This window comes from uncultured Enterovirga sp. (genome assembly GCF_964242715.1).
Classification (GTDB): domain Bacteria; phylum Pseudomonadota; class Alphaproteobacteria; order Rhizobiales; family Beijerinckiaceae; genus Enterovirga.
In genome coordinates this window covers 1-21143 of sequence record NZ_CAXTAZ010000068.1, presented here as the reverse complement: position 1 = coordinate 21143, position 21143 = coordinate 1, and the positions used below count along the sequence as shown (strand labels likewise).

Genomic DNA, 21143 nt, shown 5'->3' with positions numbered 1-21143 from the left:
AAGGCGGAGATCCCCGGCTGGGAGGCCGCCGGCAAGACCGGTACGAGCCAGGATTTCCGCGACGCCTGGTTCGTCGGCTACACCTCGACGCTGGTTGCCGGCATCTGGCTCGGCAACGACGACGGCACCTCGATGAAAAAGGTGTCGGGAGGCAACCTCCCGGTCGAGGTCTGGAACCGGTTCATGCGCCAGGCGCTCGCCGGCACGAATCCCGTGCCGCTCCCGGGCTCCGGCGGAGCGCGCGGCGCACCCGCGGCAGGCCGAGGCGCCGGCGCCGCCGACCGCACCGGGTCGATCGCGGCGCGCCAGCCGGAGCCGTCGGCGCTCGACAGCATCCCGGATCTCCTCGGCCGGCTGTTCGGGCCGTAGCCAGGGAAGCTTCAGACCCGTTGCAGCATGAGCGCCGTCGTCAGCGAGGCCATGATCAGCACCACGGCGAGCGGCAGTGCCGAGCCGTCATGCCAGAGGCCGACCGCCAGGGTCGCGAGCGCTCCGACCGCCATCTGGCTGAAACCGTAGAGGCCGGAGGCCGAGCCTGCGGCCTCCGGATCGACCCCCATCGCGCCTGCCACCATGTTCGGTCCGCCGATCCCGATCCCGAGCGCATAGAGCAGCATGGTCCCGGTCAGGGTCGCCACGGACAGCTCGCCCGAAAGATGGGCCGCGAGCAGCAGGGCGGCGCCGGCGAAGCTGACGAGGTTGCCAAGGCGTGCGCCGCGTCGGATCTCCATCCTGCCGACCATGAAGCGCACCATCGCGGCACCGGCCGCCATGCCGAGCGACACGATCACGCAATACAGGCCGACCTCCTGGCCCGACCGGTGCAGCACGTCGATATAGAGGAACGGCGCGACGGACAGGAAGGCGTAGAGGCTGGTCCCGGCGCAGGAACCCGCAAGCGTGTAGCGGCGGAACTTGGCCGACCGCATCAGCCGCCGATAGCCCGAAAAAGCCGAGTTGATGCCGGATTCGGCGCCGGACGGGGGATGGGTTTCGGGCAGTGTCAGGACCACGATGAGGGTCAGTGCCCCGACCACCGCGGCCAAGGCGACGAAGATGGCGCGCCATCCGAACCAGGTCTCGATGAGTCCGCCGATCCCGGGCGCGAGCGAGGGCGTCAGCGTCATGCAGGCGATCAGGACGGCGAGCTTCTTCGCCGCGTCCTCGTTCGTCGAGACGTCCCTGACCATGGCCCGGCCGAGGACGAGGGCCCCGCAGGCGCCGACCGATTGCAGCACGCGCGCGGCGACGAGCCAGCCGATGGTGGCCGCCGGGATCGCGAGCACGATCCCAGCAAGGTACAGGGCGAGGCTCGCGATGATGACGGGGCGTCGCCCCAGCCGATCCGAGATCGGACCGTAGATGAGCTGCCCGACCGCGAGGCCGATCAGGTAGAGCGTGATCGTGAGCTGGATCGCGGCCGGACTGGTCCCGAGATCGCGCGCCGCCGCCGGCAGGGCCGGGATGAAGATGTGGAGGGCGACCGTGCCCGTCATCGTGACCGCGATGAGGAGGGCGAGGCTCGGGGCGGAGCGCCCGGCCGTGGCCGGACGTTCCCGATCGGAGGACATGAGAGGGTCCTAGCAGTCGCCGGGCCAAAGGCGACCGGCGTCCCGCGAATGGCGGCCCGGCCTTTCCCGACGGACCGCCCCCGGCCTCGTCAGTTGCAGGAGCGACCGAGCGCCGCGATCCCCTCGTCCAGGAGGTCCGCCACGTTCGGAATGCCGAGAAGGTAATCGGCTGTCGAAAGCGTCTCGCGCTCCCGCGCTTCCCGGCGCGCCTCGGACCAATCGTCCGGCTCGAAATCGCCGCGGCCGATCCAGGTGATCGCGACGATGTCGTGGCGCTCGTCGTCGTTCAGCCCTTCGAGGAATTCGCGGACCTGTTCCTCCGTGGAATCGTCCCGCCGGACGTCAGGACGTCGGTCGAGCCGTCGTCGATCGGGTTCGAGCCGGAATCGGGATCGGTCACACCTTCCTTCACGTCGATCTCGCGCATCCTGAGGATCAGTTCGCAGACCTTGTCGAGGGCGATGTCCATTCAGCGTCTCTCCATCCGCATTCGGGAGAGAATGCACGAGAGGGGCGCTGGTTCGGACGGAGCTCGCGGCCGGTCCGGGACCGGTCAGGCCGCCTGCGAGACCGACCCGCCTCGCCGAGCCGGAGCGTCCTGGCCGGCACGGCGCAGCACGAGGCCGAAGAGGAGGGCCAGCATCATGAAGCCGGCCGGGACGAGGGCGGTCAGGGCGAGCTGCCGGGCCGCGATCGGGGCGAACCAGCACAAGGCGAGCACGGTCTTCTCCCAAGGGGCGAACCCGTTTCGCATGCCGTAGCGGACCAGGAAGGCGATCGCCGGGCCGAGCAGCACCATGTCGTAATCCATGACATAGGGCGTCGCGAGGAGCGCCCCGACCAGCAAAGCCGCCGCTCGGAGCTCAAAGGGTGCGCGCCCATGCCAGAGCCGGAATGTCCCGGCCATCACGGCCAGCGTGACGATGCCCTGCGCCGCGTAGGCGAGCGCGATGCTGCCGCCCCAGGCCCGCACGGCCGAGAAGGCGCTCTGCATCGTGTGCCAGCCCGGCCCCCCTGCCTCCAGCATGATCGTCCGGGTCTGCCCAAGGGAGCCCAGAAAGGCGGTCCATATCTCCGGCCCGAAGACGGCGGCGCTGCCCGCGACGAGGACCGCCACGGTCACGCCCGCCGAGGCGATCGCCCGCCCATAGCCGCCGGCCAGGAGCGCGAGCGGCAGGATCAGCCCGAAATGCGGCTTGTAGGCCAGGAGACCGAAGCAGATCCCGGCCAGGATCGGCCGGCGCTCCAGCGCGAGAAGGCCCGCGCCGAAGAGGGCGGCTGTGAGAAACCCGTTATGGCCGTGGGTCAGGCAGACCAGCACCGCAGGGCAGCCGAGCGCGACCAGCACCGTGTCCCGGTCCGGCAGGATGCGGCCGATGACGAGGAGGGCCGGCGCGAGCGTCGCGACCTGGAACAGGACTAGCGCGGCGAGATAGGGGAGCGTGGCGAGCCCGGCTGCGAGGAGCAAAAAGGGCGGTGGGTAGAGCCAGCCGTAGAAGGGCACGGCCTCGCTCGCATGCGCGGCCTGCTGCACCCGGTAATGCGCGAGAAGGTCGTAGACCGCGCTCGCCCGGCCCTCGAGCGCCATCAGCCCGGCGGTCCAGACATTGGAGAAATCCGTCCCGAGCGGCCGGCCCCAGCCGTCGAGCGTCCCGGTCGAGCCCGCATAAAGATAGGCGAGCGCGGCGAGCGTCATCGCGATCGTCAGCCCGGAGATGACCCGCATCAGCCGACGGTCGAGCCAGACCCCGCTCGCGAAACGCTCCATCGCCGGCTCCAGGCGGCCGATGCCGCCCATCCCTTCTGCCCGCCGATCAATTAAGGGCATGTTGCGGCGGAGCCGGAACGAGGCGCGCCGCGGTGATGGTTCTTGCCCGCCCCGCCCTGCGGGACTAGGGTCCGGCGCCTCAAACCCCTTCCCCGGAGACGTCCCATGGCCTTCCTGGCCGACACCCTTTCGCGCGTGAAGCCCTCCGCCACCATCGTGATGACGCAGAAGGCGCGCGACCTAAAGGCGAAAGGCCGGGACGTGATCTCGCTCTCGGTCGGCGAGCCCGATTTCGACACGCCGGACAACATCAAGCAGGCCGCGATCGGGGCGATCCGGCGCGGCGAGACGAAGTACACGCCGGTTTCCGGCATCACGCCGCTGCGCGAGGCGATCGCGGCCAAGTTCAAGCGCGAGAACGGGCTCGACTACCGGCCGTCGCAAACGATCGTCGGCACCGGCGGCAAGCAGGTCATCTACAACGCGCTCCTGGCCACCCTGAATCCGGGCGACGAGGTGATCGTGGTCGCGCCCTATTGGGTGTCCTACCCCGAGATGGTCGGGCTCTGCGGCGGCACGGCCGTCGTCATCGAGGCGTCCATGGAGCACGATTTCAAGCTCCAGCCCGAGACGCTCGAACGGGCGATCACGCCGAAGACGAAGTGGATCATCCTGAACTCGCCCTCGAACCCTTCGGGCGCCGCCTATTCGCGCGACGAGTTGAAGAAGGTGACGGACGTGCTCGTCCGCCATCCGCATGTCTGGGTGCTGACCGACGATATGTACGAGCACCTCTGCTACGGCGATTTCGAGTTCGTCACCCCGGCCCAGATCGAGCCCGAGCTCTACGGCCGGACATTGACGATGAACGGCGTCTCGAAAGCCTATGCCATGACCGGCTGGCGCATCGGCTACGCGGCCGGTCCCGAGGAGCTGATCAAGGCCATGGATTTCGTCCAGGGTCAGCAGACGAGCGGCGCCTGTTCCATCGCCCAATGGGCCTCCGTCGAGGCCCTGAACGGTCCGCAGGACCACCTGCCGGTCTTCAAGCGCGCCTTCGAGGAGCGGCGCGACCTCGTCGTCTCGATGCTGAACCAGGCCTCGGGCCTGAAATGCCCGAAGCCGGAAGGCGCCTTCTACGTCTATCCCTCCTGCGCGACGACGATCGGGAAGACCGCCCCGTCCGGAAAGCGGATCGGCACGGACGAGGATTTCGTCTCCGAACTCCTGGAGAGCGAAGGCGTCGCGGCCGTGCACGGCTCGGCCTTCGGCCTCGGCCCGAACCTGCGCATCTCCTATGCGACCTCGACCGAGGTGCTGGAAGAGGCCTGCCGCCGCATCCAGCGCTTCTGCGGCGCTCTGCGGTAGGGACGTTCATCCGCGGGATGGCCGGGCCGAGACCTGACCATTCCGCGGCAGAGCGGCATACGCGGGGCGCTCGGGAAGGGCTTAGCCAGCGACCCCGACCGGCTGAAGCTACTCCACTCTTGCCTTCCCGCGCGGCCGGTGGAACCATGGTGGCAGCGCGCAGGCGACGCGCCGGAGGAAGACGCCATGTCCGCGCGAGTGCCGGCCGCACCGCCCGAGCGCGCTGCGACGAAGCCGTGGCTCGCCTCGTATCCGACCGAGGTGCCGGAGCTGATCGACCCTGACGGCGCGGGAACGCTGGTCGACATCTTCGACGAGACGGTGAGGCGCTATCCTGGCCGGCCCGCCCTTGAGAGTTTCGGGACCCGGATCACCTACGAGGAACTCGCCCGGCACTCGGCGTCGGTCGCCTCGTGGCTGCAAGCCGTAGGCGTCCAGCGCGGCGACCGGGTCGCAATCGTGCTGCCGAACGTGATGGCCTATCCGGCGATCCTGTTCGGGACGCTGATGGCGGGCGCGACCGTCGTGAACGTCAACCCGCTCTACACCCCCCACGAACTCGCGATCCAGCTCAAGGATTCCGGCGCTCGGATCATCTTTGTGCTCGAGAATTTCGCCCGAACGGTCGAGACCGTCGCCGGCGAGGTCGCGCTCGACAAAGTGGTGCTCGTGGCCCCGGGCGACCTGCTCGGCCTCAAGGGCCATTTGGTCAATCTCGTCTCTCGCTACGTCAAGAAGGCGGTGCCGGCCTATTCTCTCCCGGGCTCGATCGCTTTTGCCGCTGCTCTTCAGACAGTGCGGGGCAAGCCGCCGCGACCCGTCAAGGCCACGCTCGATGACGTCGCCTTCCTGCAATATACCGGCGGCACGACGGGGGTCGCCAAGGGCGCGACGCTCACGCATCGCAACGTCGCCGCGAACGTCATCCAGTGCACGGTCTGGATGGGGCCGACACTCGGCGACGCCCAGCACATCATGGTGACGGCGCTGCCGCTCTACCACATCTTCGCGCTCACGGCCTGCTGCCTCGTCATGGTGCGGCGAGGCGGCTGCCAGTTGCTGATCGCCAACCCGCGCGACCTTCCGGCCTTCGTGAAGGTGCTGAAGACCCGGCCCTTCACCTGCATGTCGGGGGTGAACACGCTCTACAGCGCGCTCGCCCGCGCGCCCGGAATCCAGGAGGTCGACTTCTCGAACCTGGTTCTATGCGTGTCCGGCGGGATGGCGACCCAGGCCGCGGTCGCGGAGCGCTGGAAGGCGCTGACGGGCAAGCCCGTGGTCGAAGGCTACGGGCTGTCGGAGACGTCGCCCGTGGTCTCGGTGAACCTGCTCGATATCGAGGCCTTCACGGGCACGATCGGGTATCCGCTGCCCTCGACCGACATCTCGATCCGAGGCCCGGACGGCGAACCCGCACCCGCCGGGGTGCCGGGCGAACTCTGCGTGCGTGGGCCCCAGGTGATGCGCGGCTATTGGAACCGGGCCGACGAATCCGCCAGGGCCATGACGGCGGACGGCTTCTTCCGCACCGGCGACGTCGCGGTGCTGCAGCCGGACGGCGCGCTCAAGATCGTGGACCGGATGAAGGACATGATCCTCGTCTCCGGCTTCAACGTTTATCCGAACGAAGTCGAGGATGTGGTCGCCTCCTGCCCGGGCGTGGCGGAGGTCGCCGTGATCGGGCTCGAGGACGGGCATTCCGGCGAGCAGGTGGCAGCCTATGTCGTGAGGCAGGATCCCACCCTGTCGGAGACCGACATCCGGGCCTGGTGCCGGGAACGGCTGACCTCCTACAAGGTCCCCCGTCGCATCGAATTCCGTGACAGCCTGCCGAAAACGAATGTCGGCAAGGTGCTGAGGCGTGCCTTGAAGGAGGAAGCTGCCGCGCAGCCTGCGGCCAAGGCGGCGTAGTCACGATCGTCCTCGCGAGGCACACGATCTCGGGAGCGGCGCTTCGCCCTGTAACCTTTCGGGGGTCCTGCGCGTAATCTCTCACGAGACATGCTGCGCGGCGGTTTCGTCGCGGGAAGCAGGAGAGCAGGATGCTGATCAAGACGCGACGCAGATGGGAGATCCGCGAGAGCGAGGCCACGCCCGAGGCCGTGTTCACCGACCGCCGCCGCTTCATCGCCGCACTCGGGATCGGATCGGGCCTGATCGGTGCCGGCCTCTGGCCGGCCCGCGAGGCCGCGGCCCAGACCCGCGACCCGACGGCCGACCTCTACCCGGCCAAGCGCAACGAGACCTACAAGCTCGACCGCGACGTGACGGCCGAGAAGTTCTCCGGCGATTACAACAACTATTATGAGTTCTCGACGTCAAAGACGGTGACGCCGGCCTCCGACGCCCTGAAGACGCGACCCTGGACGGTGAAGATCGGCGGCCTCGTCGAGAAGCCGATGGAGATCGGAATCGACGACCTGATCCGGCGCATGCCGCTGGAGGAGCGCCTCTACCGGCTTCGCTGCGTCGAGGCCTGGTCGATGGCCGTGCCCTGGACCGGCTTCCCGCTCCGCGCTCTGGTCGACCTTGCGAAGCCGACCTCGGCCGCGAAATACATCGTGATGCAGACCTTCCAGGACAAAGCGACGGCTCCAGGCCAGCGCCAGTTCTGGTATCCCTGGCCCTATACGGAGGGGCTGACGCTCGAGGAGGCGAGGAACGACCTCGCCCTGATGGTCACCGGGGTCTACGGCAAGCCGCTGCCGAACCAGTTCGGTGCGCCGCTTCGGCTTGCGGTGCCGTGGAAATACGGGTTCAAGTCGGTGAAGGCGATCAACGCGATCTCGTTCACGGCCGAGCGGCCCAAAACCTTCTGGGAGGGTTTGCAGGCCTCGGAATACGGCTTCTGGGCGAATGTGAACCCGGCCGTCCCGCATCCGCGCTGGAGCCAGGCCGACGAGCGAATTCTCGGCAGCAACGACCGGCGACCGACGCTCCTCTTCAACGGCTATGCCGAGGAGGTCGCGCCTCTCTACAAGGATCTCCAGAAAGAGCGCCTCTACGCCTGAGCGCGTGCAGTCGGGCCGAAAAAAGAGGCCGGGTCTCGCGAGAGATCCGGCCTGAAGGTTGAAAACCCGATCGGATCGGGTCTCCAGAGGGGAACAGCTGAACGGGCCAGCGAACCGGGCCGCCTACGTCAGCTGCAGCTAGTCTCGCCACGCGGGCCGGGACGGACAATCCATCAATTTCCCAGGGCGGCTATGCGCAATGCACATAGCCCGGTCAGTAGCTCCAGCGCTGCGCCTTGCCGACCAGGAAGTCGCGGAAGGCCTGGACGCGGGCGACGTTCCGCATCTCTTCGGCATAGACGAGATAGCTCTCGAGGGTCGGCATCTCGACCTCGCGCAGGATCTGGACGAGGCGCGTATTTCCGTCGACCGCGTAATCCGGCAGCACCGCGATGCCGGCTCCGGTCTCCACCGCCGAGCGGAGCGCCGGGATGTTGTTGACGACGAGGTGGTAGGACCGCGGCGACCCGGCCTCCCGCCCCGCCTTCGCGAGCCAATGCACCGACAGCAGGTAGGACGGCTGGTCGCCGCCGAATGAGAGGAGGCGATGGTGGTCGAGATCCTCAAGCGTCTTCGGTTCGCCGAAGCGCTTGATGTAATCGGTCGAGGCATAGACGTGGAAATGCACCGCGAAGAGCCGGCGCTGGATCAGGTCCGGCTGCGAGGGCCGGCGCAGGCGCAGCGCCACGTCGGCCTCCCGCATCGCGAGGTCGAGCTCCTCGTTCGTCAGGATCATCTCGACCCGGACATCCGGGAAGGTGTCGAGGAATTCCGCGATCCTCTGCGTCAGCCAGAGCGAGCCGATCCCGACCGTCGTCGTCACCTTGAGAACGCCGGACGGGCGCTCGCTCGTTTCCTCGAGGCGGGCGCGGGTATTCTCCAGCCGCAGCCGCATGTCGCGCGCGGCCCGGTGGAGGAGATCGCCCTGCTCGGTCAGGATCAGGCCGCGGGCATGCCGGTGGAAGAGCGGCGCCTTCAGCTCGCGCTCCAGCGCCGAGACCTGCCGGCTCACCGCCGACTGGCTCAGCCCGAGGTCATCGCCCGCGCGCGTGAAACTGCCGGCCTCGGCGACCGTGTAGAAGATGCGGATCTTGTCCCAGTCCACGGCCTCGGCCCCCGGCCCTCCGGCCCCTCTACTCCGCCGCCTCGCGCATCATCAGGTTCTGCGCCTCGAGGTAGCGCTCGGCCTCGAGCGCCGCCATGCAGCCCAATCCGGCCGCCGTGACAGCCTGTCGGAAGACGTCGTCGGCGACGTCGCCGGCCGCGAACACCCCCGGGAGGTTGGTCGCTGTCGAGCCGGGCGTGGTCTGAAGATAGCCGCCCGGCTTCATGTCGAGCTGGCCCGCGAAGATGTCGGTCGCCGGCTTGTGGCCGATCGCGACGAAGACGCCGTCGGCCCCGAGCTCTTCGATGCGACCGCTCTTCACGTTGCGGAGCCGCACATGGGTCACGGACGGGGCCGTGCCATGCGTGCCGCAGATCTCGTCGATCGCGGAATCCCAGATGACCTCGACGTTCGGGTGCCGGAACAGGCGCTCCTGCAGGATGCGCTCGGCCCGAAAGCCGTTCCGCCGGTGCACCACCGTCACCTTGGAGGCGATGTTCGCGAGATAGAGCGCCTCCTCGACCGCCGTGTTGCCGCCCCCGACCACGACGACCTCCTTGCGGCGGAAGAAGAAGCCGTCGCACGTGGCGCAGGCCGAGACGCCGAAGCCTTGGAATACGGCTTCGGAGGGCAGGCCCAGCCACTTCGCCTGGGCGCCCGTCGCGACGACGAGCGCGTCGCAGGTATAGGTATCGCCGGAATCGCCGGTCAGGACGAAGGGAGTGCGACCGAGCTCCACCTTCGTGATCGTGTCCGAGACCATGCGGGTGCCGACATGCTCGGCCTGCATCCGCATCTGCTCCATGAGCCAGGGGCCCTGGATGACGTCGGCGAAGCCGGGATAATTCTCGACATCGGTCGTGATCATCAGCTGCCCGCCGGGCTGGATGCCGGAGATCAGGACCGGCTCCAGCATCGCCCGGGCGGCGTAGATCGCGGCGGTGTAGCCGGCCGGGCCGGACCCGACGATGACGAGCTTTGCGTGTGAAGAAGCCATCTAGCGCTCCGGCCGACGATCAGGACCGGTGCAGGTCCAGCCCGCGCGCGACGGCCATCGCGATCTCGGGCGTCGTATCTAGCGGCTCGTAGCGGAAAGCTTCAAGCCGTCCCGCGAAGCGGCGCACAGCCCCGTATCGAACGAGCGCGTCGAGATAGGCCGTGATCTTGCGGTGCCCGCCCGAGGGCTCGAAGACCAGGACCGGTACGCCGGTCGCGCAGCTCTCGCCGACCATGTTGGTGGAGTCCGCCGTCGCCACGATCGCATCCGCATTCGCCAGGAGGGAGAGATAGGGGTTCTCCCCCTTTCCGTTCCAGAGGAAGTGGCCCGGACGGTCCCCGAACGATGCGAGCGCCTGCCGGAGAGGTCCTGGCGTGCGGCGGGAGGCCGTGATCATCAGCGAGGCGCCCTCGTCGGCAAGCCGGCGGAGATCCGACGCGAACCGCTCGGTGTCGGCGGGCGTGAAGCGATGATGCCGGCTGTCGCCCCCGACCAGCACGGCGACGCGCGGGTGGGAGAGCCCGGCCAAGCGCGGGTCCGGCGCACCACGCACCGTCGCGAGGCGTTCGGCGGAGATGCGGTGCGGGGCCGTCAGCGTGACGATGACGTTCGAGGCGCGGAGCGCGTCGTGTTCCGGAACCCAGATCAGATCCGCCGAACCCGCTCCCGTGCGGGGGTCCTTCAGGATCACCGTGAAGGTGCGGCCGCCGGATGCCTGTTTGATCCGGCGCACATAAGGAATCGCCCGGCGCCCCGAGGCGATGACGAGATCGGGAAAGGGCGGCGCGATCGGGCTTCCGGGCCGCCCGGGCGCCTCGCGCGGGTCGAGCGGACCCCAGGGCATCGCGAGCGCCAAAAGCGGGCGCGGCGCGACGTGCCGGCATTCGATCCGGCAGCCCAGCGCCTCCGCCACGCCGAGGCAGGGCGCCTCGTCACCGGCCTTGCCGTCCGTGAGGACCCAGGCAAGCCGCCTCACGAGGCGGCCCGGCTTCCCGGAGGGCCGTAGCGCATTCAGCCGAGCGCGCGCCGGAGCCAGCCGGCGAAATGGCCGGCCAGCGCGACGAGCCGGCGTCCTTCGCTGTCCGGGAGATACCAGGCACCACCCGAACTCGACGGAACGGCGGAGAGTTGGGGATGCCGCAGCAGCACCTCGCCCCGGCGGCCGAGGACGAGCGCCTCGCCTTCCAGGTAGTCGCTCTGCATCCCGGAGCCGCCGAACCGGGACGAGCCGCTTCCCGCATAGGCTCGCAGCGAAATCGCATCGACCCGCACGACGAGCCGTGCCCCGCCCCGCGCGAGCCGGTCGGCGAAGGCTTGCCTGAGCTCGGCCTCCAGCGCCGCCCGTACCTGATCTGCATAGCCGCCGAGCCCGCTCGCCCGAAGGGGCGCGACATCGACCGAGATGCTCCCGTAGGTGGATGGTGCGGCCTGGGCGAGCGCGGCTCGCTCGCCCATCGGGGCGACGGCGACACCGACCACACCCGCGACCACCGTTCTCCGATCGAACATGGCTTACTCCGCCGAGTCTCCCGCGCGACGACGGTTCACCCGCAGAACGCTACCCCGTCCGCGGACGAAGCGGAATGCGGCTAGGTTCTGACCAGCACGTTGCGGAAGGCCCAGGGCTCGGCCGGATCGATATCCTCGGGGAAGAGGCCGGGCCGGCCGTCCAGCGGCGTCCAGTCCGTATACCGGCCCACGACAGGTCCGAGATAGGGCATCTGGATCTCGAGGCAGCGCCGGAAATCCATCTCGTCGGCCTCGACGATGCCGGCTTCCGGATTCTCGAGCGCCCAGACCATGCCGGCCAGCACCGCCGAGGTGACCTGGAGCCCGGTCGCGTTCTGGTAGGGCGCGATGCGGCGCGTCTCCTCGATCGAGAGCTGCGAGCCGTACCAATAGGCGTTCTTGCCGTGGCCGTAGAGGAGCACCCCGAGTTCGTCGATCCCGTCCACGATCTCGTTCTCGTCGAGGATGTGCCAATCCGGCTGGCGCTCTCCCGCCTGGCCGAACATCTCGTGCAGGGACAGGACGGCATCGTCGCAGGGATGGTAGGCGTAGTGGCAGGTCGGCCGGAAGCGGACCGCCCCGTCCGCATCCCGGACCGTGAAGTAGTCGGCGATCGAGATCGATTCGTTATGCGTCACCAGGAAGCCGAACTGCGCCTGCGCCGTCGGCGTCCAGGAGCGCACGCGCGTGTCGGCGCCGGGCTGGAGCAGGTAGATCGCGGCCCCGCAGCCCTCGGCATGCGTGCGGCCATTCTCCGGCATCCAGGGCTCGAAACTGCCCCAGCCGAGTTCCGCCGGCTGCAGCCCCTCGGACACGAAGCCCTCGACCGACCAGGTGTTGACGAAGACGCGTCGCGGCTTCGGATTCTTGGCCCGCTGGGTGTCGCGCTCGGCGATGTGGATGCCTTTGACGCCGACTTGGCTCATCAGCGCGGCCCATTCCTCGCGGGAGGCGGGGTCGCCGGTCTCGACGCCGAGTTCGCCCGCGAGGTCGACCAGCGCCTGTTTCACGAACCAGGACACCATGCCGGGATTGGCGCCGCAGCAATTCACGGCCGTCGTGTCGCCCGGGCGGGCCCGGCGCGCCGCGAGCAGCGTCTCCCGGAGCGCGTAGTTCGAGCGCTGCTCCGGACCAGCCGACTTGTCGAAATAGAAGCCGAGCCACGGCTCCATCACGGTGTCGATGTAGAGGGAGCCGAGTTCCCGGCAGAGTTCCATCACGGCCAGCGAGGAGATGTCGACCGAGAGGTTGACGCAAAAACCCTGGCCACCGCCCTCGGTCAGGAGGGGGCTGAGGAGGTCGCGGTAATTCTCGCGCGTCACGGCCTGGTGGATGAAGCGGATTCCGCGCTCGTCCAGCAGCGCACGGTCGGCATCCTGCGGGTCGATCACGACGAAGCGGGCGGGATCATACTCGAAATGCCGCTCGATCAGCGGCAGGGTGCCGCGGCCGATCGAGCCGAAGCCGATCATCACGATCGGGCCGCTGATGCGGCCATGCACGGGCCAGGTGGTCATGCGAAACGGCTCTCCGAGAGGTTGAGGGCCTGACGAGGTCTCGTCTCAGGCGTATGACGGCTTCTTGCGAGGCCGGCCCCGGTGGGTCAACCGTCCGGGGACGTGCCCAGAAAAAACCGGCCCGGGAAGAAACTTCCCGAGCCGGTGCAAGTCTTTACTGACCGTGGAGGATGAAGCCTGAGATGGGCCGCCGTGTCGAGCATCGCCTTAGGGCTTGGTTAACCAGGGCGGCTTCGGGAACCGGGGCACGGCGGGAGCGCGCGACGGCGGCATGATCTGGGTCCGCCGCATTCTCCTCGCCGTCCTCGCGCTTCTTCTGGCGGGCGCGGTCGGCGCAGCCCTGACGACCCGTCGCGACTACGTCCCGATGCCGCTCGAGACGGAAATCCTCAATACGGAAAGGCTTCCCCTCGCGGCCGCCTACGACATCCTCGGGCGGGCAATATCGCGCGCCGAGGCCGAGACGCTGAAGGGGAGCGACCCGGGACGGAGGCTGCTTCTGCCGGAAGCCGGCGCGGTCGCGATCGACGACGCGCTCGTCCAGGCCGGGCGCGAGGCCTTCTACCGCGAGACCTGGGGCAACGAGGTCTTCCTCAGCGACGTGGTCGGGCTGTTCGACGGCGCCGTGTCGACGCTCGAACTCGCCCTGTCCCTCGCCGAGCTCCGGGGCAACGGCACGACCGATCTCCGCGTGCGCCTGTCGCGCGACGTGAAGGTCGGCCTGCGCCAATACCGGGCCGGAGAGATCATCTCGACCGGGCTCGACGTGCCGCGCGGCGAGTTCGTGCCGCTCGGCCTGCGGGCCTTCTACGACCGCGGCCGCGTCCGGGTCGGCGTGACCTGCGCGCTCTGCCATGCCTCGGTCGATCCCGCCTCCGGCCGGGTCGTGGAGGGCGCGCCGAACACGGACCTCGCCTCGGGACTTCTTCTCGCGCTGTCGGCCAACCCGTCGGCCCTGTTCCCGCAAACCGGGATCGGCAATCTCGACGCCTACCGGACGCGGCCCGACAACATCGTCCGGACCTCGACCGGGCGAAGCGATGTCCTGCCCGATCCCGAGGGGCTCGAACCCGCCGTTCGGGCGATGCTCGGCGCCTGGCCGCCGGGCAGTTTCGACACCACGATCGACGCCGCGAACAACCCGACCTCGATCCCGACCGCCTTCACGGCGGGCGCCCATCCCTATGGCTGGAGCGGGCAGGCCGCGATCGGGCCGTTCCGGGGGTTGTCGGCCCTCAACAACAGCATGCACGGGATGGGCGCCGACACGATGACGGCCGCGGTCGCGGCGCCGCAACTCCTCGGCATCGATACCGAAATCTATCTCGGCACGATCCTGCAGCGGGCCGTGTCGCCGGATTTCCGCTTCGACACCCGAGACGGCCGGAAGCCCTCCGAGCTGCTGTGGACGGCGGACCCGACCCAGGGCTCGCCCGGCGTGACCCACCTCGTCGTCCTGCCGAGCTTCCCGGCTGCAACCTACGTCACGACGAACAGCCTCGTCATGGCCCGACCGGGCGAGACGGTGAGCCGCCAGATCGATGGGCTCTCCGCCTTTCAGAACCGGCTCCGGCCGCCGCCCCTGCCCCGCAGATCCGAGCGGGACCGGGCCGTGATCGAGCGCGGGCGGGCCACCTTCGACCGGGCCGGCTGCCTCGCCTGCCATTCCGGCCCGGCCCTCACCTCGAACCGGGTCTGGCCGGCCTCGGTGATCGGCTCCGAGCCGAGCCGCGCCCGCGCATATGTCCGCACCGAGGAGGGCATCGCGAAGCCTGTCGTCTTAGCGCCGGATACGCCGGCGCCCGTGCCGGACGAGCCCCGGCTCCTGCCGGTGCCGGTCCCCGACGAGGGGCAGCTCAAACTTGGCTGGGGCCACAATCGCACGGGCGGCGGCTACAAGGTGATGCACCTCCAGGGCCTTCGCTGGAGCGCGCCCTACCTGCATGACGGCGGCGTCGCGGTCGGGCCCGATCCCGAGCGGCGGGCCGGCATGGCCGAGACCACCATGGCCGGGATCGCACCCGACCCCGCGAACAGCCTGCGGGCGCTGGTGGATCGCTCCTGGCGTGCCCGGGTGACGGCGGCGAACCGGACCTCGGCCACCGTCCAGCTTGCCCGCGTCACCGGCGAGGGCCATGCCTATTGGGTGGATGCGCAGGCGGGCTTCTCGGAGGAGGACCGGGACGCTCTCGTCGCCTTCCTGCTCTCGATCGACGGGCCGCTGCCCGAGCCCGCGCCGCGTTGAGCAACCGGCTCTTGCCTTGACGAGCGGTGCCGCCGGCTGCAAGCGGTGGCAACCGGTCCGTACGCGGATGGGCCGAGGGACCCGAGAGGCCTCAGCCGCGACCCTTCAGCCCTTCCATCGCCATGAACGCTGCCGAACCCGAACCGCTCGACGACATCCGCGAGGAGGTCCGCAAGCTCTGCGCCCGGTTCCCGGGGGAGTATTGGCGCAAGCTCGACGAAATCCGGGCCTACCCGACCGAATTCGTGCAAGCGCTGACCGAAGCCGGATACCTCTCCGTGCTCATCCCTGAGGAATTTGGAGGCTCCGGCCTCGGCCTCTCGGCCGCTGCCGCCATCCTGGAGACGATCCAGGAGGAGGGCTGCAACGGCGCCGCCTGCCACGCGCAGATGTACATCATGGGCACGATCCTCCGGCACGGCTCGGAGCGGCAGAAGCAGCTCTATTTGCCGAAGATCGCGTCCGGCGAATTGCGCCTGCAGGCCTTCGGCGTCACCGAGCCGACGAGCGGCACGGACACGACCTCGCTGAAGACCTTCGCGGCCCGGGACGGCGACCATTACGTGGTCAACGGCCAAAAAGTCTGGACCAGCCGCTCCGAACATTCGGACCTGATGCTGCTCCTCGCCCGCACCACCCCGAAGGACCAGGTCCAGCGCAAGACCGAGGGCCTCTCGACCTTCATCGTCGACATGCGCGAGGCGCTCGGCAACGGGCTCACGGTCCGGCCGATCCGGACGATGATGAATCACAATTCCTGCGAGGTGTTCTTCGACAACCTGCGCGTTCCGGCCGAAAACCTCGTCGGAGAGGAAGGCCGCGGCTTCCGCTACATCCTCGACGGCATGAATGCCGAGCGGCTCCTGATCGCGGCGGAATGCGTCGGCGACGCGAAGTGGTTCACCAGGCGCTCGGTCGAATATGCCAAGAACCGGGTCGTGTTCGGACGGCCTATCGGCCAGAACCAGGGCGTCCAATTCCCGATCGCCCGCGCCTATGCGCAGATGCGGGCCGCCGAATTGATGGTGCGCGAGGGCTGCCGCATGTTCGAGGCAGGTCAAACGCCGGGAGAACTCGCCAACATGGCCAAGATGCTGGCGGCCGAGGCCTCCTGGGCAGCGGGCGAGGCCTGTATCCAGACCCACGGTGGCTTCGGCTTCGCGGAGGAATACGACATCGAGCGCAAGTTTCGCGAGACGCGGCTCTACCAGGTCGCTCCGATCTCGACGAACCTCATCCTGTCCTACCTCGCAGAGCACGTCCTCGGAATGCCGCGCAGCTATTGAGCCGGGAACCGGAACAGCGAGTGCACTCTCCCCAACGGGGAGAGGGGGACGGCACAGCGCCCTTAACAGGCGGATCTGTTCCTGATTTCCGGGCTGGGGACAGCCGTGCGGAAGCCGTGCGCCGGACACGATCGGCTCTTTTTGCAGCCGGGATCGACGAAGCGGCACTCGATGCCAGGCGCCTCGTGGCACTCGCGACCAGGACAGACGCGATCGGGCTCGCAACCCGTCCCGAGATGCCGCTCGGCCACGATGGCGCCGCGCTCCTCCGGGATCACGTGCGCCGCCGCCTCGCGCACGAGCCGGTCGGCCGCATCCTTGGCGAGCGGGAATTCTGGGGCCTGACCTTCCGGCTCTCGCCCGGCACGCTGGAGCCGCGGCCCGACACCGAGACTCTGGTCGAGGCCGCGCTCGCGGCCCTTCGCGACCGGGGAGCCCCGCTTCGGATCCTGGATCTCGGCACGGGGTCCGGCTGCATCCTGGTCGCGCTCCTCTCCGAACTGCCGGAGGCCCAAGGGGTCGGGAGCGACCGCTCCCACGACGCCCTCCTCACGGCCCGGGGAAATGCCGAGCGAAACGGGGTCGGGGGCCGGGCGCATTTCCTGGCGGGCGACTGGGCGGCGGCACTCGCGACGCGCTTCGACCTCATCGTGTCGAATCCGCCCTACATTCCCTCCTCCGAGATCGCCGGGCTGGCACCGGAGGTGTCACGCCACGATCCCCTCGCGGCGCTCGACGGCGGTCCCGACGGGCTCGATGCCTACCGGGCCATCATCGGCGAGCTTCCCCGGCTGCTGGCGCCGCGCGCCGTCGCGGCGATCGAGATCGGGCATCATCAGGCGGCCGCGGTCGGCGCGCTCGCGGCAGGGCGTGGGCTCGCGCTTTGCCGGCTCGCCCAAGATCTCGGCAGTCGGGACCGCGTCCTCCTGCTTTCTCACGCGAGTTGAGCGAGCACCCCTTGCGGAGGGGAAAACTTCATCTATCTGAGCGACATTCGCAAAAAGCGCTTGTTGACAGCCTGCCGACTCGCTAGCGTGCAAGGCAGTCAACCAGAACGGTCCAGGATAAGTGCGGCGCACAGGCGAGCGCCGATGGACGGACGGTGGACGAAACGGGACTGAGCCGAGGGACGTGATGTCCGGCAAGGTCCATCGAATCCGACACTGACGGGCGATTTGGGGCGGCGGGCCTCGAATCGGCGCTGATGTGAGGTGGCGGCGCGGCGGCAGTGTCCGGCTTGCGCGAGTGCTCGTGCCTGCGAGAGCAACCAGCGAAGGTCTGAATCATCTATGAGACCAGGACAGAACAGGCGGATGCGTGGGCGCCCTCGGAATAAGGGCCCCAACCCGCTCACCCGGACCTATGAATCGAATGGGCCGGACGTAAAGATTCGAGGCACGGCCCAGCATGTGGCGGACAAATACGCCCAGCTCGCGCGCGACGCCCAGGCCAGCGGCGACCCCGTATCGGCCGAGAACTACTTCCAGCACGCCGAACACTATTACCGCATGATCGCGGCGGCGCAGGAGCAGTTCCGCCAGCAATACGGCATCACGCAGAAGGCCTTCGACGAGGAAGGCGGCGAGGAGGGTGACGAGGACGGCCAGGGCTTCGGCCCGGGTGGCTTCGGCGGCCAGGGCGGCGACGATTACGGCGACGGCCCTCCCTATCCTCCGCAGAATAACGGTTATGGCGGCGCTGAACCCCGCGCTCCCGTCGACCGCAGCGGCCCGCCCCCGCGTTACGACCGCAACGACCGCAACGACCGCAACGACCGCCAGAACCGCCCGCAGCAGCAGCGGTTCGACCGGAACGAGCGTTTCGACCGCCCGGCGGGGCAGGATCGCGGACCCCAAGATCGCGGGCCGCAGGATCGTGGTGGCGGCGGGTACGACCGTGGTCCTCAACCCGAGCGCTACGACCGGCCTGCCAACGGCGAGCGCCAGCCGGGCTTCGATCGCCAGAATGGCGAGCGCTACGACCGGCAGGATCGGCGCGACCGCTTGCCCCGCGACGGTGCGCCCCGCGATGGCGCCCCCCGAGAAGGCGGCCCGCAGGACGGTTCCCCTCCGCGGGAGGCTCGGCCCGAGCGGGAGCCGCGTTTCGACCGCGAGCCGCGGCCCGATCGTGAGCCCCGTCCGGAGCGTGAGCCCCGGGCCGAGCGCGAACCGCGTCCGCCGCGTGAGCCCCGCGCCGAGCGTCAGCCGCCATTCCGGGCCGAGGCCCGTTTCACGGCCCCCGACGAGGAGCGTGACGCGCCGGTCGCGGCAGCCCTGCCGGCCTTCCTGACGACGCCCGTCCGGACGCCGGTCTCCGTGGACAACGGGGCCGACACCGCCGGCCCGCCCGAAGCGGGCCCGCGTGACGCGGATCCGGAGGCGACCGGAATTCGGCCGCGCCGGAGGCGGACGCGCAAGGCGGAATCATCGGGCGAGGGTCTGGACCTCAGCGCACCGGGCGACAACGAATAATCGACCCCCTCAGAAGGGAAGCTCCGGCTGCCGGGCCGGAGCAACCTCGAGCAGGTCGCCGGCATTCAGGCGGCCGGAGCTCCGGATTTCGGCATAGATGCCGCAATCCATATGTCCGAGCGCACCGGCCAGCGTGCGGGGAATTTCGAGATCGCGCTCGCCGGTCACCGGGTCGACATTGGTCGCCGCACAGCGGACGATGCGCTTGGTCACGGCGAGGACGAGTCCCGACGGGGCGTTGATCTCCCGTCCGACGAGGTCGAATTCGGCCCAGGGTTCGAGGCCCTCGACGGCGACGTTCGCACGGAAGCGGAGCAGGTCGACCGGTCGCCCCACGAGCCCTTCGATGGCCCGCACGCTCGCCAGGTTCAGGATCGAGACGAAACCGCGTCGTGAATCCGTGAAGCGGAAGCCCGGCGGAGCCGTCAGCACCTTGGGCGGCCCCCGCAACTCCTTCGGCACCTGACGGCGCAGGAAGGCCTCGAAGGCGAGGCGCCCCGCATCCGTCCCGAGATCCGACCGCAACGCCTCGTGCCCGTCGATCTCGACCACCAGGGTCGCGGTCTCGTCGAGGTAGCGCGTCCTGAGACGCACGAGCGCCTCGTTCCGCATCAGCATCAGGAACTTGATCTTGGGCTGGTGCTGGGGCGCCGCGAGGTCGAACCCGCTCGGGCCGTTCTCCACTGCGTAGAGCCGATCTGCCGGGACGTAGTCGCCGACCGAGAGATCGAGCCCGGCCATGGCTTCCGGCGAAAATCCCTTGACCGGATAGCGGTGAAGCGACGCGACCTTCACGCGCACCGCCCGCGACGCAGGACGATCATACGCCGCCCGGCAGCGGATCCTCGCCCTTCTCCCGGTCCACCGGCCCGGTCTCCACCTCGACGTTGGAATGCTCGCCGAAGGTCTCCGGCGTCACGGAGGGCCGTTGCTCCATCTCGCTCTCAGGGATGGCGAGACCCATCTCGTCGTTGCGCTTGAGGTCGGCTCTCGCCTTCTCGGACTCGCTGCGGGGATCTCTCGGGTCGGGCATGTGGGTTACTCGCGCTGCTCGTGCACAGGTCCGCAGAGTGCCTGAGCATTCCGCCGCGAGGCAAGGCCTCCCTTGTGTCACTCGAATGCCACACTACATTCCCCGTACCGGTCGCCATCAGGGGCCGGCTTCGACGCGCCAGTGAGCCATCGCGAGGCGGTCGGAAACTTCTTGGGTGAGCCGCGCCGCAAGGCGGGCGGCCGGCCTGGCAAGGGGACGTGATGAATATCGAGAAATACACCGAGCGCGCCCGCGGCTTCATCCAGTCGGCCCAGATGCTGGCGATGCGGGAAGGCCATCCGCAGCTCGAACCGGGCCATCTCCTCAAGGTCCTGCTCGACGATCCCGAAGGTCTCTGCGCCGGCCTGATCGACCGGGCGGGCGGCCGCTCGGCGGACGTGCGGCTGGCCGTCGAGGCCTGGCTCGCCAAACAGCCGAAGGTGTCTGGCGGGGCCTCGCAGCCGCAGGCGACGCGCGACCTCGTCCGCCTGTTCGACACCGCCGAGAAGGCTGCCGAGAAGGCAAGCGACAGCTACGTCACCGTGGAGCGGCTGCTGCTCGCCATCGTGATCGAGAAGGATGCTGCCGCTGGCCGCATGCTGGCCGCCGCCGGCGTCACGGCGCAGGGGCTGAACGGCGCCATCGAGGCGCTGCGGAAGGGCCGGACGGCGGACAATGCCACGGCCGAGAACAGCTATGACGCGCTCAAGAAATACGCCCGCGACCTGACCGAGGCGGCCCGCGAAGGCAAGCTCGACCCGGTGATCGGCCGCGACGAGGAGATCCGGCGCACGATCCAGGTGCTGTCCCGGCGGACCAAGAACAACCCCGTCCTCATCGGTGAGCCCGGCGTCGGCAAGACCGCCATCGTCGAGGGGCTGGCGCTCCGCATCGTCAACGGCGACGTGCCCGAAAGCCTGAAGGACAAGCAGCTGCTCGCGCTCGACCTGGGCTCGCTCATCGCGGGCGCAAAGTATCGCGGCGAGTTCGAGGAGCGGCTCAAGGCCGTCCTGTCCGAGGTCACCTCGTCGGCCGGTGGCATCGTGCTGTTCATCGACGAGATGCACACGCTGGTCGGCGCCGGGAAGGCAGACGGCGCCATGGATGCCTCGAACCTCCTGAAACCCGCCCTCGCCCGCGGCGAGCTGCATTGCGTCGGCGCGACCACCCTCGACGAGTACCGCAAGCATGTCGAGAAGGACGCGGCTTTGGCGCGGCGCTTCCAGCCCGTCTTCGTGTCCGAGCCGACGGTCGAGGACACG

General features: G+C 69.0%; 17 protein-coding genes and 2 pseudogenes. 9 read left to right on the top strand and 10 right to left on the bottom strand.

Translation table 11 applies throughout. The features are described from left to right. Positions 1-369 (top strand): annotated as a pseudogene (locus ACFE87_RS22675) (penicillin-binding protein); the annotation flags it as partial. A gap of 11 nt (positions 370-380) precedes the next feature. On the opposite strand, the gene ACFE87_RS22670 reads toward ACFE87_RS22675, so the two are convergent. From ACFE87_RS22670 to ACFE87_RS22660, 3 genes and pseudogenes are all read right to left on the bottom strand, one after another. Beyond that, complete coding sequence (locus ACFE87_RS22670) at positions 381-1571, bottom strand: multidrug effflux MFS transporter (RefSeq protein WP_375461931.1); 1191 nt, start codon at positions 1569-1571, stop codon at positions 381-383. An 89-nt stretch (positions 1572-1660) separates the two neighbouring features. Continuing rightward, positions 1661-2040 (bottom strand): annotated as a pseudogene (locus ACFE87_RS22665) (DUF3775 domain-containing protein). Positions 2041-2124: 84 nt separating this feature from the next. Further along, positions 2125-3369 carry a glycosyltransferase family 87 protein gene (locus tag ACFE87_RS22660; RefSeq protein WP_375461930.1) on the bottom strand — a complete coding sequence of 415 codons (1245 nt, stop codon included), beginning with the start codon at positions 3367-3369 and terminating at the stop codon, positions 2125-2127. A 135-nt stretch (positions 3370-3504) separates the two neighbouring features. Between ACFE87_RS22660 and ACFE87_RS22655 the strand changes: the two genes are divergently transcribed. The 3 genes from ACFE87_RS22655 (at position 3505) to msrP (ending at position 7718) form a co-directional block, all read left to right on the top strand. Then, positions 3505-4707 (top strand): pyridoxal phosphate-dependent aminotransferase, encoded by a 1203-nt coding sequence (locus ACFE87_RS22655; protein ID WP_375461929.1) that lies wholly within the window; start codon positions 3505-3507, stop codon positions 4705-4707. Positions 4708-4893: 186 nt separating this feature from the next. After that, positions 4894-6618, top strand: coding sequence for an AMP-binding protein (locus ACFE87_RS22650; protein WP_375461928.1), 1725 nt, complete (start codon positions 4894-4896; stop codon positions 6616-6618). A 131-nt stretch (positions 6619-6749) separates the two neighbouring features. Beyond that, on the top strand, positions 6750-7718 hold the full coding sequence (gene msrP / locus ACFE87_RS22645; protein WP_375461927.1) for a protein-methionine-sulfoxide reductase catalytic subunit MsrP: 969 nt from the start codon (positions 6750-6752) through the stop codon (positions 7716-7718). A 214-nt stretch (positions 7719-7932) separates the two neighbouring features. On the opposite strand, the gene ACFE87_RS22640 is transcribed toward msrP, so the two are convergent. The 5 genes from ACFE87_RS22640 to ACFE87_RS22620 form a co-directional block, all read right to left on the bottom strand. Continuing rightward, the gene (locus tag ACFE87_RS22640) at positions 7933-8823 is read right to left on the bottom strand and encodes a LysR family transcriptional regulator (protein WP_375461926.1); all 891 of its coding nucleotides are present in this window, start codon (positions 8821-8823) and stop codon (positions 7933-7935) included. A 28-nt stretch (positions 8824-8851) separates the two neighbouring features. Then, positions 8852-9820, bottom strand: a complete 969-nt coding sequence (trxB, locus tag ACFE87_RS22635; RefSeq protein ID WP_375461925.1) for a thioredoxin-disulfide reductase — start codon at positions 9818-9820, stop codon at positions 8852-8854. 19 nt (positions 9821-9839) lie between these two features. Next, positions 9840-10796, bottom strand: a complete 957-nt coding sequence (locus ACFE87_RS22630) for a mitochondrial fission ELM1 family protein (RefSeq protein WP_375461924.1) — start codon at positions 10794-10796, stop codon at positions 9840-9842. A 35-nt stretch (positions 10797-10831) separates the two neighbouring features. Further along, positions 10832-11329: a hypothetical protein gene (locus tag ACFE87_RS22625; RefSeq protein ID WP_375461923.1), complete on the bottom strand. Its 498-nt coding sequence runs from the start codon at positions 11327-11329 to the stop codon at positions 10832-10834. Between the two features lie 80 nt (positions 11330-11409). After that, a complete protein-coding gene (locus ACFE87_RS22620) occupies positions 11410-12846 on the bottom strand; it encodes a homospermidine synthase (RefSeq protein WP_375461922.1) in 1437 nt (478 codons plus the stop codon). Between the two features lie 271 nt (positions 12847-13117). Between ACFE87_RS22620 and ACFE87_RS22615 the strand changes: the two genes are divergently transcribed. From ACFE87_RS22615 to ACFE87_RS22600, 4 genes are all read left to right on the top strand, one after another. After that, positions 13118-15091, top strand: coding sequence for a cytochrome C oxidase Cbb3 (locus ACFE87_RS22615; RefSeq protein ID WP_375461921.1), 1974 nt, complete (start codon positions 13118-13120; stop codon positions 15089-15091). A 122-nt stretch (positions 15092-15213) separates the two neighbouring features. Beyond that, entirely contained in the window at positions 15214-16377 is a 1164-nt protein-coding gene (locus ACFE87_RS22610) for an acyl-CoA dehydrogenase family protein (protein ID WP_375461920.1), read from the top strand. Between the two features lie 116 nt (positions 16378-16493). After that, the gene (gene prmC, locus ACFE87_RS22605; RefSeq protein ID WP_375461919.1) at positions 16494-17324 is read left to right on the top strand and encodes a peptide chain release factor N(5)-glutamine methyltransferase; all 831 of its coding nucleotides are present in this window, start codon (positions 16494-16496) and stop codon (positions 17322-17324) included. A gap of 366 nt (positions 17325-17690) precedes the next feature. Beyond that, the gene (locus ACFE87_RS22600) at positions 17691-18848 is read left to right on the top strand and encodes a DUF4167 domain-containing protein (protein WP_375461918.1); all 1158 of its coding nucleotides are present in this window, start codon (positions 17691-17693) and stop codon (positions 18846-18848) included. A 9-nt stretch (positions 18849-18857) separates the two neighbouring features. Here the strand turns inward: ACFE87_RS22600 and ACFE87_RS22595 are convergent, their stop codons facing one another. Beyond that, entirely contained in the window at positions 18858-19643 is a 786-nt protein-coding gene (locus ACFE87_RS22595; protein ID WP_375461917.1) for an MOSC domain-containing protein, read from the bottom strand. Between the two features lie 25 nt (positions 19644-19668). Beyond that, complete coding sequence (locus tag ACFE87_RS22590) at positions 19669-19881, bottom strand: hypothetical protein (protein ID WP_375461916.1); 213 nt, start codon at positions 19879-19881, stop codon at positions 19669-19671. Positions 19882-20102: 221 nt separating this feature from the next. Here ACFE87_RS22590 and ACFE87_RS22585 point away from each other — a divergent pair. After that, the coding region (locus ACFE87_RS22585; RefSeq protein ID WP_375461915.1) for a Clp protease N-terminal domain-containing protein at positions 20103-21143 on the top strand (1041 nt) is incomplete at its 3' end.